This is a genomic window from Terrabacter sp. FW104-15G4B, assembly GCF_058790095.1.
Genome location: NZ_JBYTCI010000002.1, coordinates 33041 through 48231, shown reverse-complemented (window position 1 = coordinate 48231; position 15191 = coordinate 33041). Strand labels below are relative to the sequence as shown.

At 67.1% G+C, this 15191-nt stretch carries 13 protein-coding genes and 1 tRNA gene; 6 read left to right on the top strand and 8 right to left on the bottom strand.

Features of this window, described 5'->3' with window-relative positions:
- Positions 1–1047 carry a D-ribose ABC transporter substrate-binding protein gene (locus AC3WRT_RS02065; RefSeq protein WP_492718547.1) on the top strand — a complete coding sequence of 349 codons (1047 nt, stop codon included), beginning with the start codon at positions 1–3 and terminating at the stop codon, positions 1045–1047.
- A 651-nt stretch (positions 1048–1698) separates the two neighbouring features.
- On the opposite strand, the gene AC3WRT_RS02060 is transcribed toward AC3WRT_RS02065, so the two are convergent.
- From AC3WRT_RS02060 to AC3WRT_RS02040, 5 genes are all read right to left on the bottom strand, one after another.
- Positions 1699–2670, bottom strand: a complete 972-nt coding sequence (locus AC3WRT_RS02060) for a transketolase family protein (RefSeq protein WP_492718545.1) — start codon at positions 2668–2670, stop codon at positions 1699–1701.
- The gene (locus tag AC3WRT_RS02055) at positions 2670–3584 is read right to left on the bottom strand and encodes a transketolase (RefSeq protein ID WP_492718543.1); all 915 of its coding nucleotides are present in this window, start codon (positions 3582–3584) and stop codon (positions 2670–2672) included. Before AC3WRT_RS02055 ends, AC3WRT_RS02060 begins: the two co-directional genes overlap by 1 nt.
- On the bottom strand, positions 3581–4573 hold the full coding sequence (locus tag AC3WRT_RS02050) for a sugar phosphate isomerase/epimerase family protein (RefSeq protein WP_492718541.1): 993 nt from the start codon (positions 4571–4573) through the stop codon (positions 3581–3583). Before AC3WRT_RS02050 ends, AC3WRT_RS02055 begins: the two co-directional genes overlap by 4 nt.
- Positions 4570–6129, bottom strand: a complete 1560-nt coding sequence (locus tag AC3WRT_RS02045) for an FGGY-family carbohydrate kinase (RefSeq protein ID WP_492718538.1) — start codon at positions 6127–6129, stop codon at positions 4570–4572. The genes AC3WRT_RS02050 and AC3WRT_RS02045 overlap by 4 nt, the downstream gene beginning before the upstream one ends.
- A 194-nt stretch (positions 6130–6323) precedes the next feature.
- Entirely contained in the window at positions 6324–7406 is a 1083-nt protein-coding gene (locus AC3WRT_RS02040; protein WP_492718535.1) for a sugar-binding transcriptional regulator, read from the bottom strand.
- Positions 7407–7748: 342 nt separating this feature from the next.
- On the opposite strand from AC3WRT_RS02040, the gene AC3WRT_RS02035 reads away from it, so the two are divergent.
- Positions 7749–7823, top strand: a tRNA-Ser gene (locus AC3WRT_RS02035).
- Between the two features lie 662 nt (positions 7824–8485).
- Complete coding sequence (locus AC3WRT_RS02030) at positions 8486–8962, top strand: transposase (protein ID WP_492718531.1); 477 nt, start codon at positions 8486–8488, stop codon at positions 8960–8962.
- A gap of 355 nt (positions 8963–9317) precedes the next feature.
- Here the strand turns inward: AC3WRT_RS02030 and AC3WRT_RS02025 are convergent, their stop codons facing one another.
- The 3 genes from AC3WRT_RS02025 to AC3WRT_RS02015 all read right to left on the bottom strand — a co-directional run bounded on the left by AC3WRT_RS02025 (position 9318) and on the right by AC3WRT_RS02015 (position 12814).
- Complete coding sequence (locus tag AC3WRT_RS02025; protein WP_492718528.1) at positions 9318–10784, bottom strand: right-handed parallel beta-helix repeat-containing protein; 1467 nt, start codon at positions 10782–10784, stop codon at positions 9318–9320.
- An 824-nt stretch (positions 10785–11608) separates the two neighbouring features.
- Positions 11609–12010 (bottom strand): hypothetical protein, encoded by a 402-nt coding sequence (locus AC3WRT_RS02020; protein ID WP_492718526.1) that lies wholly within the window; start codon positions 12008–12010, stop codon positions 11609–11611.
- A gap of 315 nt (positions 12011–12325) precedes the next feature.
- On the bottom strand, positions 12326–12814 hold the full coding sequence (locus AC3WRT_RS02015; protein ID WP_492718523.1) for a MarR family winged helix-turn-helix transcriptional regulator: 489 nt from the start codon (positions 12812–12814) through the stop codon (positions 12326–12328).
- An 80-nt stretch (positions 12815–12894) separates the two neighbouring features.
- Between AC3WRT_RS02015 and AC3WRT_RS02010 the strand changes: the two genes are divergently transcribed.
- From AC3WRT_RS02010 to AC3WRT_RS02000, 3 genes are all read left to right on the top strand, one after another.
- On the top strand, positions 12895–13473 hold the full coding sequence (locus tag AC3WRT_RS02010) for an NADPH-dependent FMN reductase (RefSeq protein ID WP_492718520.1): 579 nt from the start codon (positions 12895–12897) through the stop codon (positions 13471–13473).
- A gap of 42 nt (positions 13474–13515) precedes the next feature.
- Positions 13516–13896 carry a DoxX family protein gene (locus AC3WRT_RS02005; RefSeq protein ID WP_492718518.1) on the top strand — a complete coding sequence of 127 codons (381 nt, stop codon included), beginning with the start codon at positions 13516–13518 and terminating at the stop codon, positions 13894–13896.
- A gap of 101 nt (positions 13897–13997) precedes the next feature.
- On the top strand, positions 13998–15179 hold the full coding sequence (locus tag AC3WRT_RS02000) for a CE1758 family FMN-dependent luciferase-like monooxygenase (protein WP_492718515.1): 1182 nt from the start codon (positions 13998–14000) through the stop codon (positions 15177–15179).
- Positions 15180–15191 lie beyond the last annotated feature (12 nt).

Sequence of the window (15191 nt, the reverse complement as noted above, 5' to 3'; positions counted from 1 at the left end):
GTGATCCAGTTCAGCCATCCCGAAAGGACCTTCATGTTCCGTCACACCTCACGTATGAGCCGGGCGCTGCTGCCCGTCGCCGCTGCGGCCCTCGTCCTCGGCACGGCCGCCTGCGGTAGCAGCTCCGGCGGCTCGACCAGCGACAGCACCTCCTCCGCGGCCGCCGCCGCGGGCTCGGGGTCCAAGCTCGTCGTCATCATCACGCCCTCTCCCGACAACGTCTTCTTCAAGGCCGAGCAGGACGCCGCGGCGGCCAAGGCCAAAGAGCTCGGCTACGAGACGCTCGTCATCAGCCACGACGACGACCCGACGAAGCAGAGCCAGGCCTTCGACACCGCGATCTCGCGCAAGGCCGCGGCGATCATCCTCGACAACGCCGGCGCCGACGTCACCGTCACCGCCGTCAAGAAGGCCAAGGACGCGGGCATCCCCTCGTTCCTCATCGACCGTGAGATCAACCAGACCGGTGTCGCCGTCGCCCAGATCGTCTCCAACAACGCACAGGGCGCCTCCCTCGGCGGGCAAGAGTTCGCCAAGGAGATGAAGAACTCCGGCAGCTACGCCGAGCTGCTCGGCAAGGAAACCGACACGAACGCCGGTGTCCGCTCGAAGGGCTACCACGACATCCTCGACCAGATCCCGGCCATGAAGATGGTCGCCCAGCAAACGGCCAACTGGGACCAGGCCGAGGCGCTCGCGAAGACACAGACGATCCTGCAGGCCCACCCCGACATCAAGGGCATCATCGCCGGCAACGACACCATGGCCCTTGGCGCGCAGGCGGCACTCGACGCGGCCGGCAAGAAGGACGTCGTCGTCGTCGGCTTCGACGGCAGCCCGGACGTCGTGAGCTCGATCACTGCGGCCAAGATCAAGGCGACCGTTCTTCAGCCGGCCAGCCAGATCGCCGAAATGGCCGTCCAGCAGGCCGACGGCTACATCAAGGCCGGCGGCAAGGCCTCCCAGCCGGAAAAGCAATCGGTCGACTGCATCCTCGTCATCAAGGACAACGCCGACAAGGTGAACAACTTCGCCGTCGCAGGCTGACGCACCCTCTTTCACCCGTCACTCGGAGCCGGGGCGGTCGCATCAGCGGCCGCCCCGGCTCCGGCGTATGCGCCGGCGTCCCCCGGGTGTTGGCGATGCGGTCTCCGTGCTTCGACGAGGCCGTGCTGCCGGCTCCCGCGGCGCCCCTCGCTAGCGGGCGGTTTGCTCCGCAAGCGTTGGAGGGACGCGGGGCCGATCGTCCGGGGGAGTGAGTTCTCCACTGCGGGGCCGGCGTCTTGCCAGTCGGGCACGCGGCGAGGCTCTCGAGAAGATCCACGAGCGAGGCACGGAGTCGCCAACTCAGCGGGCGAAGCGCCGCCTGCCCCAGGTCGCCCGAGCGAGGAGCCCCATCTGCGGTGAGCCGGACGTCCAGAGCCCTTGCACTGACGCTGCCCACCAGTGGACGACCACCCAACCCGTGCTTCGAGACGTTCAAACCCAGAGCCTTCAGCGGCGCACTGCACCAAGGACGCGATGCAACTTCATCGCGGCCGCCGGCATACGAAGTCACCCGACGTGTGGCGACGTGGGGAAGACCCGAAGTGAGCGCTGTCCCGGATGCGACTGACGCCAAAACGAAGCCGGGTCGGTGTCCCCCTTGGGGTGGACACCGACCCGGCGACTGGTTGACGGCATGGACAGGCGTGCCGCTCAGCGACGCACAAGGATCTCCTGGGCCGCTGCGGCAATGCCATCGGCGCTGATCCGGAAATGGTCCATCAGCCACTCGACCGACCCGGTCGGCGCGAACGTGTCCGGCACGCCGACGAATCGCAGCAGAGTCGGCCGTCGCGTCGACAGGTACTCCGCCACAGCACCTCCGAGACCGGAAGTGAGTGCCTCTTCGACGGTGACGATGCCGGCTGTCTCTGCGGCGGCGCTCAGCAGGGCGTCGCCGTCCAGGGGCTTGATCGTCGGCATCGCGAGCACCCGCGCGTCGACACCTTGGCCCTCCAGCAGCGTCGCCGCTTCGAGGGCGCGGGCCACCGCGGTGCCAGTGGCGACGACCGTGATGTCACTCCCCTCGCGGAGCTGGACCGCACGGCCCGGCTGGAACTCATACCCGTCCGGCATGACCTCAGGTACGCCCATGCGGCTGACTCGGATGAAGACTGGGACCCCCGCGCCGGCTGCCCAGCGGACGGCCTGCGCCGTCTCAGTTGGGTCGGTCGGCACGATGACGGTCAGCCCGGGGATGGCCCGCAGCCAGGCGAGGTCCTCGATCGAGTGGTGGGTCGGGCCGAGCTCGCCGTAGGCCATGCCCGGGCTCTGCCCGACAAGGACCATGTGGTGCCGCGAGTACGCTGCGTCGACCTTGATCTGCTCCATGGCCCGAGCGGTGAGGAAGCACGCGGCCGCGGAGACGAACGGCACCTTTCCGCCGTTGGCGAGGCCGGCGCCAACGCCGACCATGTCCTGCTCGGCGATGCCCACGTTGACGAGACGCTCGGGGAAGCGCTCCTGGAACGGGGCGAGCTTGCTCGAGCCGACCGAATCGTTCACTACGGCAACGATGCGATCGTCAGCCTCTGCCAGCTCGACGAGGGCGGACACCCACGCATCGCGACAGTCGTGCAGTGGTGCCGGGGTCGTGGGCGTCGTCGGCGCGGTGGTGGTGGTCATCATTGCTCCAGCTCGGCGAGGGCCTGGGTCACTTGGTCGGCCGAGGGGACCTTGTGGTGCCAGGCGACGTTGTCGGACATAAAAGAGATCGGGTGGCCCTTCAACGTGTGCGCGACGACAGCGGTCGGCTTTCCAGATGCCGCGGGCACGTGCGCAAAGACGTCGAGGAGCGCGCCGTGGTCGTGCCCGTCCACCTCGACAACCTCTAGGCCGAACGCGGCGAGCTTGTCGGCGAGCGGCTCCAGGTCGTTGGTGTCGGCGACTCGCGCGCCCTGCTGCAAGCGGTTGCGGTCAACGATGACGCACAGGTGGGACAACCGGTGGTTTCCAGCGGTCATGAGGGCTTCCCAGTTGGAGCCTTCCTGCAGCTCGCCGTCACCCACAACGACGAACGTGCGTCGGGCGGAGCCGTCGAGCTTGCCGGCGAACGCCGTGCCGACCGCGATGGGCAGCCCGTGCCCTAGCGGCCCGGTGCTGGCCTCGACGGCGGCGATTTTCGTCCGAGCCGGGTGGCCGTTGAGCTGAGACTGCGGCTGCATGAACGTCTCGAGCTGGGCCGGGTCGAGGAACCCGGCCATCGCCAGCGTCGTGTAGAGCGCGGCAGCGGCGTGGCCCTTGGACAGGATGAACCGGTCCCGCTCGGGGTCCTCGAGTTGGTCCGGCGAGACGTTCATGGCGTGCAGGTAGAGGGTGACGAGGACGTCGATGACGGAGAACTCACCGCCAACGTGCCCGAGCCCCGCCGCTCGCACCATCTCGATATCCCGGCGTCGGACCAGACGTGCAGCTTCGGCGAGGTGCGCGATGGCCTGCTTGGGCGTTGCGTCGGCGGCCACCCGCCCGAGGACCGTGAGCGTGTCCTGGGGTACTGCTCCGGCGTCGACATGGGGGACGAGGTCCTCCGTCGTCGTCATTCCTCCCCCCTGATGTTGGCAAAGAGGACATTCTGGACCAGCCTCTGGGCACCGAGGGCGTCCTGCCGGGCCTGCGCGGCCCTGAGCGCCTCGATGTCGAGCTGCTCCAGGGAGCGGTAGATGGCCTTGAGGAAGCGGATCGACAGCCTGGCCGCCTCGACGGTGTCCTCACGGAAGGGGAACTGGTCGAGCTGCCAGACGCCCTCCCACCCGTTGATCTTGAGGGTGTAGAAGAACTCGAACAGCTCGATGGGGTGGACCGTTCCGACGACCATGTCGTCGTCCCAGCTGCGCAAGTTGTCGTTGACGTCCATGGCCCACAAAAGGTCGTGGTCGATGAGCAGCTGGGCGGCGGCCGCGGGCGACTCGCCGCCGAAGAGGGCGTGGCCGAAGTCGAGGAGCACACCGACGTTGTCGACGCCCATCGCCTTGATGCCGAGGACGGTCTTTGCCGCTGAGTCCCAGAACATCTTGTTGCGCGGCTCGCGCGGCTTGTACTCGATGACGATCTTGATATCGGGGTTGGCCTGGGCGAGCTCGCGCATGCCGGACACGGCCAGCTCCCACTGCTCGTGATGGTTGACCTGCAAGGGGTAGTCCCACCCGTCCTGACCCGGCCACACCTTGAGGTAGCGCGCGTCGAGGGCCCGGACGATGTCGGCTGCCTCGTTGAGGACGGTGAGCGCCGAGGCGCGCACCTCCGGGTCGGGGTTGGTGAACGCGCCCTTGCTGAAACGGCGCATGTAGATCTCGGGGGTGACGCCAACGGCCTGAAGGCCGTGGTCGGCCAGTGCCTGCTTGACGTCGTCGGCTGTGACGCCCTCGGAGAAGGGGTAGGGGACGTCGACGTAGGACAGGTCACCTACGGAGCCGGCGCGCGCGATCTGCTCCAAGGTTGACACCTCGGGCGCGTATCCGTCGGTGGCGTAGCGGTCCACGTAGGACGCGAAGTGCCACAGTCCCGCTCCGAAGGGTGGGTAGTCGGTCATGGGTTGTTCCTCTCGGTGGTGTCCTCGCCCAGCGGTGAAGGGGGTTGCGGCACAGGCATTCCGCGTGAGCGAGCGATGGCTTGGTTCCAGGTGCGACGGGCCGCGTCCGTGTCGGGGCAGTTGCCCGAGTGGGGTGCGACGCGATGTCCCTGCTCAGCCGGTGGGGTGGCGACGCCGAGCTGCTCGGCGGCCAGGCGGGCGGCGCCGAGGGCCGACGCGGCAGGGCTACGCGCCACCTCGAGTGGCCGCCCTAGCAGGTCCGCCTGGATCTGCATCAGCAGTCCCGACGCCGTGGCACCGCCGTCGGCGTGGAGTGTGTTGATCCGGGCTGAGCCGTCGGACTCCATCGCTTCGACGACGGCGGCGACCTGGTGTGCCACCGCGTCGAGCGCGGCGCGGGCCAGGTGTGCCCGGGTCGTGCCCGCGGAGACGCCCACGAGCACGCCAACCGCCGAACGATCCCAGTACGGAGCACCGAGCCCGGAGAACGCGGGCACGAAGCAGACGCCGCCGCTGTCGGTCACCTCGGAGGCCAGCGCAGTCAGATGCGCCCCGCCCGCGGTCCCCTCCGGGAAGCCGAGTGTTGAGGCCATCCAGTCCAGGGCCGAGCCCGAGGCGACGATGTTGCCCTCGCGGGCGTAGGTCGGCCGCCCGCCCAGGTGCCAAGCGACGGTCGTGGCGATGCCGCGCGGTCCGGGGGTCGCGTCGGTGGTAGGGCTCATGATCGAGGTCCCAGTCCCGTAAGTTGCCTTGCCGGTGCCGGGCGTCGTGCACCCGTGATGGTAGAGAGCCGCATGGGAGTCGGCAAGGACGGCGCGCACCGGAACGCCGGCCGGGAGCCGGCCGTGCCCCGTCGACGTGACGCCGAAAGAGGCATCGGACGGGCGTAGCTCGGGCAAGTGGGTGGCGTCGATGCCGAAGAGCGACAGCAGGTCCTCGTGCCACGTCAGGCTGGCAAGGTCGAGCAACAGGGTGCGCGACGCGTTGCCGAGCTCGGTGACATGCTGACCGGTCAGCCGCCAGACGAGCCAAGCATCAACGGTGCCCACAGCGACTTCGGTCGGATCCGCGCCCTCAGCGACGGCAGCATCGATCGCGGCACGGAACTTCGGCGCCGAGAACATGGGATCGAGGGAGAGCCCCGTGCGCTGCCGAATCGTCTCTACTGCAGTAGGTTCCCGGCTCGCGAGATCGGCACACCACGCGGCGGTCCGGGCGTCTTGCCAGCCAAGAACCGGGCCAAGGGCACGGCCCGTGCTCCGACTCCAGCACACGACGGTCTCCCGCTGATTGCAGATGCCGATGCCGATCACCTCGGCGCCCGGCTGCTGCGCGAGGCAGTCGTCGATGGCGACGAGGGTCGCAGCCCAGAGGCGTTCGGCATCCTGCTCGACCCAGCCAGGCGCTGGGAAGACGATGCTCGTCGGAGCGGAGGCCTCGGCGAGGACCAGGCCGGAAGCCGCGTCGAGCAGCATCGCCTTGGTGTTTGTCGTGCCTTGGTCGATGGCGAGCACCGCCCCGCCTCGCATGGGACGGGGACGTTCCGGACTCGTCATCGAATATCCATTCGCTAGTGAATGAAGACAGTCACAGGGTAGGGCGGGCTCCCGGGGGGTGTCAACGGTCGCCCGGTCGTCGGCCGGCGGCAGGGTGCCGCCGCGCTGGGGGGGACGCCAGTAGCCGGCTCGTACACGTGAGCCGGCTACAGGTCTCTATTGGGGAATTCAGGCGCTGGGTTCCGTGCCCGAGCTCAGTGCGACGCGGCTCGCAGGTAGGCAGCGGTGGCGCTGTCGGTCACGAGCGTGTTGATCCAGCCGCCGAGCAGGGCTGCCCGAATCGCCTCGTGCTTGCGTCTGCCCCCGGCGACGCCGATGCGGCGGGGGATCTGCAGGAGGGAAGTGCTGTCGATGCCGAGGATCCGATCGTCCAGATGGCTCTTCATTGGCTTGCCCTCGGCGTCGAAGAACCGCATGCACACGTCGCCCACGGCGCCGGCGTCGCGCAGGAGGTCCTCGTCCTCGGGGCTCACCGCGTTGCCGCTGGCGCGCAGCAGGGCGGAGGGCAGGAGACTGCCGATGCCGGCGAGGAGAACCGTGAGCTGGGGAAAGGCCTCGATCGCCTGCGCGATGCTGTCCTCCTGCATCAGCGCACGCCGCGTGGCGCCAGACGTGACGAGTCCGGGCGCCGGCAGATAAGTCGCGGAGGCGCCCGTAACCTGCACCAGGCGGCCCACCAGATGCGTCGCGCGCGCTTGGGCGGAAGGCTGTCCGAGGCCGCCGAGCACCTGCACGACGGACTCGCACTCGTGGCTGGTGCGCGGCCGCATGGAGTCGACGGTCGCCAGGAGAGTGGAGCTCCATGAGGAGACGCCGATGCGCTCACCGCCGGCCAAGGTCGTTTCAAGGTAGAACGCCGCCGCAGCACCCAGTGCCGGGGCGATGACGAACTCGTCGTCCTCCTCGCCGGTGTCGGCAACCACGACCTCACGCAGGCCGTACCGCTTCTCGATCTCGTCTTCGATCTCGGCGAAGACGCCGCGAGGGGCGACGACCGTCGTGCGAACGATCCCAGTGGCGACGGCCTTCTTGAGCAGGCGGGAGACCCGCGGTTGCGAGATGTTCAAGCGCTTAGCGATCTCGGGCTGGCGCACCCCCTGCTCGTGGTACATGCGCGCCACCTTCGTCATGAGGCGCGTGTCCTCGGACGTCGCGAATCCAGCTGCGGAGTCGTCGCCAGCGTTCAACGGGTTGACCATCATGCCTCCGGAGTGACGGGACGGGCGCAGGAGATTCTGGCACGCCGTCGCGGCGTCGCACATCTGCTTCTGGGGCATAACGCCCATAGTGCTCGCTTCGCGGTCATGAGCTCGTGACACGCTCGCCCCCTCTCGAAGGCGTGCTCGATCTTTCACGATTCAACAGCGAATATACATTCAAGGTCGAGGGTGAAGCAATGTCAGAGCCGTTCGGGGGCCTCCCGGCCGAACCCGTCGCGCGATGACGGCAGATCCGGAACAGACATGAACTTCCTTTGATCGAGGCTCAGTCCAATACACCGCTACAGGCGGTCACGGCTGCAGCGCGTTGCGGGCGTCCGATGGGCCACGCCTTTCGGCGGTTGGCAGCGACTGTTTGTGGGGATTTCGTGGGGAAGGTGTTGGCACTGCTGCGTCCTCGCAGGTGAGCAAATCACATTGCGCGGACTGTAAATCCGTCGCGGGAGCTACGAAGGTTCGAATCCTTCGCCTGCCACCCGGTGCCGAGAAGGGCCTCTGAACTGCGGAAACGCCGGTTCGGAGGCCCTTCCTCTATCGCCTCGGGGAGCCGGGTAGTTGGGTCAGGTCTGTGGGATGCGCGCTCGCACTGCTGGGGGCAGGTATCGCAGCCCGCGTCGCGTCGCAGGGCGATGCACTCACGTCGAGGAGGTAGCCATCCTGTCGGCCAGGACGTCCGGTGAGGCTCTCATCAGCGACCCTTCGCACCAGGGCGACGAAACCGCCAGGCATCGACGGTGCTGAAGACCATCGCGAGGCAGCCAGCCGCAGTGTCCGGTCTGCGACAGTTCCGGACGTTTGTCCGCGAGAGCTGCCTGCACGAGGAACAGGGTTCTCAGCTCTTCGTATCCGGGACGGCTTGTAGCGTGCACCGGAACCCGGAGCGTGCGCCGTAGTTCCCGAGGACTCTTCCGCCGGCACTGGCGCAGGCCTGTCGTACTCCGCCCCAAGACGCACCATGAACTTCCCCGGGACGAGACCCCCGTCAAGCTGGCCGACGTCGAGGCGCCCACGACTGCAACGCTCGACGAGCTCGGACTCACGACGTTGGCCACGAGCATCGACGGGCTGTCACCGGTCGGGGCTGTGGCGATCCTCGCCGAGACCGGTGACCTGACCCGGTTCACCTCCGCCGGGCCGTGGTCAAACACGCCGGACTCGCACCGCGCGAGCGCAAGTCCGGCACGTTCACCGCCCGCGCCCGCCTCACCGGCGCCGGGCGTCCCCGGCTGCGGTCGCGTCCTGGCGGACAGTGTGGGGGTGCCTGCAGACCAACCGGGCGTACGCCGCCCGCTACGCCAGGCGCAAACCGCGATCGCTGCGGCGATCCTGCGCCAGCCGTACGCCATCGTCACCCAGCAGCGGGCGCGGGATCCGGTCATCGCCGGTCACGGCACGATCAGAGTCATGGAAGGGACTGCGGCGAACGGCATTCACTCCAATCGGCCGTCACCCCGAGATTGGGGGACGGCGCTCAGGAGCTGGGGCGGGGTGAGCCTTCTGCGGCATTGAGAACCCCTCGCGGGGTATCTCGTCGGTCATCGCAGGCTGCCTGTGAAGTACGCCGCGCTGGCGCGTCGATGTCCCTGGTTGCCCCGCTGCACGCTCGGGTCTGATTTCACGCGAGCGACGATCGTGGGACGGTTAGATCCGAGCTGGGAGCACGAACCAATGCTCGGTGACGATCGAAGTGCGTGCGCTTGGATCCTGTCGCGTCCAACCGAGAGGTGTGCCTCCGGCGCGTAGGTGGATGGCATCCGGCGCCCTCACCTACCGCCGGCGCGAGTGGCCAGCCGCGCGGCTCCTGCCGGAGGTAACCGGACGTTCGGCCCTATGGCGCCTGAGGACTGCGCGGTCACGGTCTCCTCATCGGTGACCTACTCCTGGCCAGCCGCATACGTTCGACCGTGACATCCTGGCGGCTGGCACGGAGCTTCTGGTCCCGTGCATTACGCCGCTGACGGCTGCCGCCTAGCTTCCCGGCTGGTACTCGTAGGCGCCCCGGTCATCGAAGGATCGAGGGCCGATGCCGGTGTTCCGAGTAGCAGGGTCGTCCACGCGTGTGTGGCCGGGTGCGTCGGATGTGGTCTGGCTCGGCGCCCCCGAGTTGGCCGAGTCGACGGCCGGTGACCCAGCCGCGAGGGTGAAAGTGCCCGTGGCTGCATTGGTGAAGCGCGGGTCGGCTTGCAGGCCCCGCGCCTCCTGGCCGCTGGCGGTGCGGAAGCCCGCCAGGGTGGTGTAGGAGGTCGTACCCCAAACCATCATGGTCCCTGGAGCGCTCAGGTTCACGAGGTCGAAGTTCACGCTGGTGCCCAACCTCGAGTTGGCGTCCACCCGAATATTGCCGCCCGTCCTGGGGCACTTGACCGTCCCGCCGACGCCATTTGGGCACCGGATACCATTGTCGGTCGCGATGTTGTTGGCGATCGTGACGCCACTGCTCGTGCCGGCGGCCAGTCCCTCGAGGTTGATGCCCGAGGTCGCGTTGCCATAGACGGTGTTCCCGACGATGGAGCCGCCAGTGACCCCAGAGCTGTCGATGCCATGGTCACCGGTGATGCAGCCGGACGTGTTTCCGGTGCTGGGGTGAGCGCAGTTGGTCTGCGCGGTGGTCGTGAAGCCCATGTTCGCGTACACGATGTTGTTGACGATCTGGTTGCGGTCCCCGCCCGTGAAGATCTGGATGCCGGAGTCCTCGTTGTGGTGGATCCGGTTGGCCTTGATGAGGTTGCCCGGCCCACGCACGTCGATGCCCACCGCGTTGCGCACGTAGCCGAACGCGTTGTAGGAGACCTCGTTGCTCGTGACCTGGTTACCGGTAGAAGCGCCGGCGATGAAGATGCCCGACCCAGCGTTGTTGGTGACGACGTTGCTCTTCACCGACGAGGAGCTCATGGCATTGAGGTACATCCCGTAGCCCGTGGCCCCGGAGACGCGCCGTCCCGAGGTCTGCACTCTGTTCCCGGTGATGCTGAGCCCCTTGGCATTGGACACATACACGCCGGAGCTGGTCGTGTTCTGGATCCGGAACCCGGACACCGTGATCCAACTCTGGTTGGAGATCGTGAACCCGTGGCGCGGACCCGAGATGACGACGGTGGCACCGGTGGCCGGCCGGAAGGTTATCGGCGAGCCCGACACACCTGAGTGCCAGGGGGATACCTCCCCGGTATAGGTGCCGGCCGAGACAACGACGGTCTGGCCGGCGACAGCGACCTTGGCTGCCTTGACGATCGTGCAGTACGGCAGAGTCGCCGTGCCCGTCCCGGTGTCAGAGCAGCCTGTGGTGCGGACGTAAAGATACGTCGATGCCCCGCTCGCGGCGCCGACGGGAACCATGGCGAGGCCCACGAGGCTCAGGGCCCCGACAGCGGGGACGAGTCGTCTGCTGATCGTGGCCGAGGTGGAGCGTTGACGTGAGTTCGGACATGGCTTCATCAGGTCCCCTTGGCCCCGAGTTGTGTACGTGACAGCCTTACTCTGCGAAAGCGCTGCTCCGGGCGCTTCCCCTCGCGGCAGTAGCGGGCTCTACGTCCTTTGGTGTAGCCCTGGGCCAGCACCCGTTCAGCGTCTGGGGGGTCGGCCCGTGAGGGCCAAGGTGCGAACCGCCCACGCATGACCCGAGTTTCGGTAGTCGTGCTTGATCCCACGGCTAGCCTTCGCGTTTGACGGCTCTCGCCTGGGGCGATGGAGCGGGTAACGGACGGCCATCGAAGCCCCGAGCGGCCGCCGCCCCCCTCACCTCTTCACAACAGAACATGAGAGAGCTCCGCACGGCTGATGCAGGTAGAGCCCTCTTTTCGTTCCCGCAGCGTCCGAGGTGGGATCCCGGGCGCTCCTTCTGAGCAGACTCGGTGGTTCTCGACGACAGAACTACGCTCTTGTTCTCCGAAGGCCAGCCGAACCTTCAGGAGCCGCGGAACCAAGGGCCGGGCAAGACCACCAGCTGATCAGGGCGGCGAGGGGCTGCCCAACCATCGAACGCACGTGATCACGACCGAGCAGCTGTATGAGGGGCCTTGAGCGCCAGCACCCAGCGGTTTCGCGGACGTCGTGGAGGTCATCTTCGGCACCGCGACACTGCACGAGAGCTCGCGGGCGAAGCCGATAGGTTAGCCGCCAACGCAATCGACGTCGTCGAGGACTAAGGGGCAGGTAGCGGTCCACCTCCCATGGGGGCAGCAGCCACCTCAGGCATCACCCATCGGCACACGAGTGACCCAGGCAGCGGCATGACGCAGCCTAGACAGCGCCCACACCAGTCACCGAGTGGCGGCTCTAATGCCTGCCACGATCGCGGCGACGAGGAGTCCGAGGAGCAGCAGCAGCAACACCTCCGGGGCAAGCAGCAGGACAAGCAGCAGGCCCAGCACCGCGACCAACCTGAGCGGGACGCTGGCTCCCCACCACGCGCCCTTCATCGCCGCCCACACAGGGTTCTTTCCCAGCAAGCGGGCCTTCAGGCCCTCAAGGGCGGCTCTCCCGGTCGCTCCCTCGGAGGCCGAGTACTCCTCGATCTCGCGAATCCAGTCATCGACCTTGTGCGACAGCTTGGCAGCCGCGGCCTGCAGTGCAGCTTCCGCGAGGCGGCCGAGAGCGGGGGCCACATCAGAGGAGACGGAGGCGCGCTCGACCTTGTCGCCTGCGACCTCTGATGCCGTCATGCCGCCGCCCCTCAGTCCAGAGAATCCATGGGCAGGATTCGCCGCCTTCGTTCAGGCTACCCAATCCAAAGCAGCTGTGAAGGCGAGGTGAAGCTCCGATCTCCATGGGGGCCTCACACATCGGCACGATCGCTCGCAGAGCGGCATGATCGGACGTCGAGCTCAGCAGCCAAGTGAAGATGACTCGTTTGCCACGTAGCGCGCGTCCGCTCTTGGACGTATGCAACTTCTCGCAGATGTCTGAATGCCCGCTGTGCTTCCGCGGGCGCACACCAACAACTCCGGCCACGTCGGTCGCAGGTGAACTGGCGCGAGCTATGAGTTCACTTCAGTCGCGTCGGCATCCGCTGCAAAACAGCGAAAGGCCGCAGTCAGCGGCCCGAGCTCGAGTCCGCTCAAGTGGTCCATCATGTGGCGCCGCACACTGACCAAGTGTGTCGGCCATGCCGCCCGAAGCCGTTCCCAACCATTGTCGGTGAGCACTGCGAGCCAGCCGCGCGCATCGGTGGCACACCGCTCGCGTCGCACCAGATCCTGCTTCTCCAGGCGGGCGACGATCCGCGTCATCCCGCTCAAAGACAGTGAGCTAGCGACCGCCAGGTCGCTCATCCGCAACCGCCGCTCAGGTGCCTCCGACAGACGCATGAGGACCCCGTACTCACTCACGGACATCCCCTGCTCACCCAGCAGGTCGGCATCGAACGCCCGGGGGACGGCGATCATCGCGCGCATGAACGCACGGAAGAAGTCCTCCTCGTCCGCAGTCAGGGGGACCGGCGAGGCATCTGTGTCCTTCTTGCTCACCCGCCCATCGTAGTACTTGACACGACAAGTATTCAAGGTATTTGCTTGCTCTAGCAACTATCTCGTGGAGAGGCACCGTCATGGCTCGGATCGGCATCATCCTTGGCAGCACCCGCCCCAACCGCAACGGCGAACAGGTGGCCAGGTGGGTGTTCGACGTTGCGTCCCGGCGCGGAGACGCGCAGTTCGAGCTAGTCGATCTGCAGGACTACCGGCTTCCCCACATGGACGAGCCGCTACCACCTTCCCTGGGCCAGTACCAGAACGACCACACCAAGGTCTGGGCGGCGAAGATCGCCTCGCTCGACGGGTTCGTGATGGTGACCCCGGAGTACAACCACAGCACCTCAGGCGTGCTCAAGAACGCCATCGACTACCTGCACCGCGAGTGGAACAACAAGGCGGTCGGATTCGTCTCCTACGGGACCGCTGGCGGCACCCGTGCGGTCGAGCACCTGCGTCTGGTGGCCGGTGAGCTGCAGATGGCTGACGTCCGCCAGCAGGTCGCCATCTCACTGCTCACCGAGTTCGAGAACTTCAGCGTCTTCAAGCCGAAAGACTACCTCGCTTCGTCGCTGTCGACTCAGCTGGATCAGGTCATCGCCTGGACCAATGCACTCGCCCCCCTGCGCACGACGGCAACCGCACCGGCGGCATGACCCATTGCCGACCTCGACTGAAGCTCCGGAAGGGCACCGCCGATGAACGTCTTCCTCTGGATCCTCGCAGGTCTGCTCGCGGCCATGTTCTTGGCGGCCGGCGCGGGAAAGCTGCTGCAGTCAAAGGAGAAGCTCGCCGCCTCACCGAACATGGCGTGGACCGAGGACTTCTCTCCCCAGATGCTCAAGCTGATCGGGACCCTGGAGGTCCTGGCCGCGACCGGACTGATCCTTCCCGCTGTGCTCGACGTTGCACCCATCATCGTCCCCCTGGCTGCTGCTGGCCTGGTGCTGCTGATGATCGGCGCCGTGATCACCCACGCCCGACGTGGTGAGACCAGGAACATCGTCATCAACGTGGTGCTGCTCGTGATGGCCGTCGTCGTGGCCTGGGGGCGCTTCGGCCCCTACTCCTTCAGCTGACCTCCGGCGCTCGTCCCCGGTTCACCACACCATGGCACTCCGAATGGATGCCCTCGAGGATCTGCGTCACCGAGCAAGTACCTACGACGAAGGAAATGAGCATGCAGTTCGGAATCTTCTCGGTCGGTGATGTCACCCGGAACCCGGTGAGCGAGCGGACCCCCAGCGAGGCGGAGCGCATCCAGTCGCTGATCAGGATCGCGACGAAGGCGGACGAGGTCGGCCTAGACGTCTTCGCGCTCGGCGAGCACCACAACCCGCCGTTCATCCCCTCCTCCCCGACGACGCTGCTGGGCCACATCGCCGCGCTGACCGAGCGCATCATCCTCAGCACCTCGGTGACGTTGATGACCACCAACGACCCGGTGAAGGTCGCTGAGGACTACGCGATGCTCCAACACGTTGCACGCGGACGGCTGGACCTCATGGTCGGCCGCGGCAACACCGTCCCGGTCTACGCATGGTTCGGTCAGGACATCCGCCAGGGCATCGCGCTGGCCCTGGAGAACTACAACCTGTTACACCGGCTCTGGCGCGAGGACGTCGTGGACTGGGAAGGCCAGTTCCGCACGCCTTTGCAGGGCTTCACCGCCACGCCGCGCCCCCTGGACGGCGTGCCACCATTCGTGTGGCACGGCTCCATCCGCACGCCGGAGATCGCCGAGCAGGCGGCCTACTACGGCAACGGGTTCTTCGCCAACAACGTCCTCGCACCGAACTTCCACTTCAAGCCTCTGGTGGATCTGTACCGACGCCGGTTCGAGCACTACGGCCACGGCACCCGCGAGCAGGCGATCGTCGGCCTGGGCGGACACTCGTTCATCGCCCGACGCTCACAAGACGCCGTCGCCGGGTTCCGGCCGTTCTTCGAGAACTCCCCGATCTACGGCCACTCCTACTCTCTCGAGGACTACATGCGCGACACCCCGATGAGCGTGGGCAGTCCACAGCAGGTCATCGACAAGACCATGAGCTTCCGTACGGGCTTCGGCGACTACCAGCGCCAGCTGTGGAACGTCGACAGCATGGGGCTGCCGGTAGAGGCCGTGCTCGACCAGATCGAGCTGCTCGGCACCGAGGTAGTGCCGTTGCTCCGCCGCGAGATGGCGGGCGTTCGAGCACCAGGCGCGCCCGACGCCCCGACCCACGAAACACTGGTGCGCACGAAGTACGGCGACCAGCAGGCTCGACAGCCCACCCCCAACGCCAACCGGGGAGACAACCTGACCGGACCCACTCCCTACTCAGACGATGCCGTCCACACCGACCGCGCCACCGCCTGAGCCGAGTCCGCA

What these genes read in the sequence shown, in the direction of transcription:
- AC3WRT_RS02050 (WP_492718541.1), bottom strand. Translation starts at nt 4,573, where the DNA reads ATGACCGACTACCCACCCTTCGGAGCGGGACTGTGGCACTTCGCGTCC.
- AC3WRT_RS02060 (WP_492718545.1), bottom strand. Translation starts at nt 2,670, where the DNA reads ATGACCACCACCACCGCGCCGACGACGCCCACGACCCCGGCACCACTG.
- AC3WRT_RS02025 (WP_492718528.1), bottom strand. Translation starts at nt 10,784, where the DNA reads ATGAAGCCATGTCCGAACTCACGTCAACGCTCCACCTCGGCCACGATC.
- AC3WRT_RS02000 (WP_492718515.1), top strand. Translation starts at nt 13,998, where the DNA reads ATGCAGTTCGGAATCTTCTCGGTCGGTGATGTCACCCGGAACCCGGTG.
- AC3WRT_RS02055 (WP_492718543.1), bottom strand. Translation starts at nt 3,584, where the DNA reads ATGACGACGACGGAGGACCTCGTCCCCCATGTCGACGCCGGAGCAGTA.
- AC3WRT_RS02040 (WP_492718535.1), bottom strand. Translation starts at nt 7,406, where the DNA reads ATGCCCCAGAAGCAGATGTGCGACGCCGCGACGGCGTGCCAGAATCTC.
- AC3WRT_RS02010 (WP_492718520.1), top strand. Translation starts at nt 12,895, where the DNA reads ATGGCTCGGATCGGCATCATCCTTGGCAGCACCCGCCCCAACCGCAAC.
- AC3WRT_RS02005 (WP_492718518.1), top strand. Translation starts at nt 13,516, where the DNA reads ATGAACGTCTTCCTCTGGATCCTCGCAGGTCTGCTCGCGGCCATGTTC.
- AC3WRT_RS02045 (WP_492718538.1), bottom strand. Translation starts at nt 6,129, where the DNA reads ATGACGAGTCCGGAACGTCCCCGTCCCATGCGAGGCGGGGCGGTGCTC.
- AC3WRT_RS02020 (WP_492718526.1), bottom strand. Translation starts at nt 12,010, where the DNA reads ATGACGGCATCAGAGGTCGCAGGCGACAAGGTCGAGCGCGCCTCCGTC.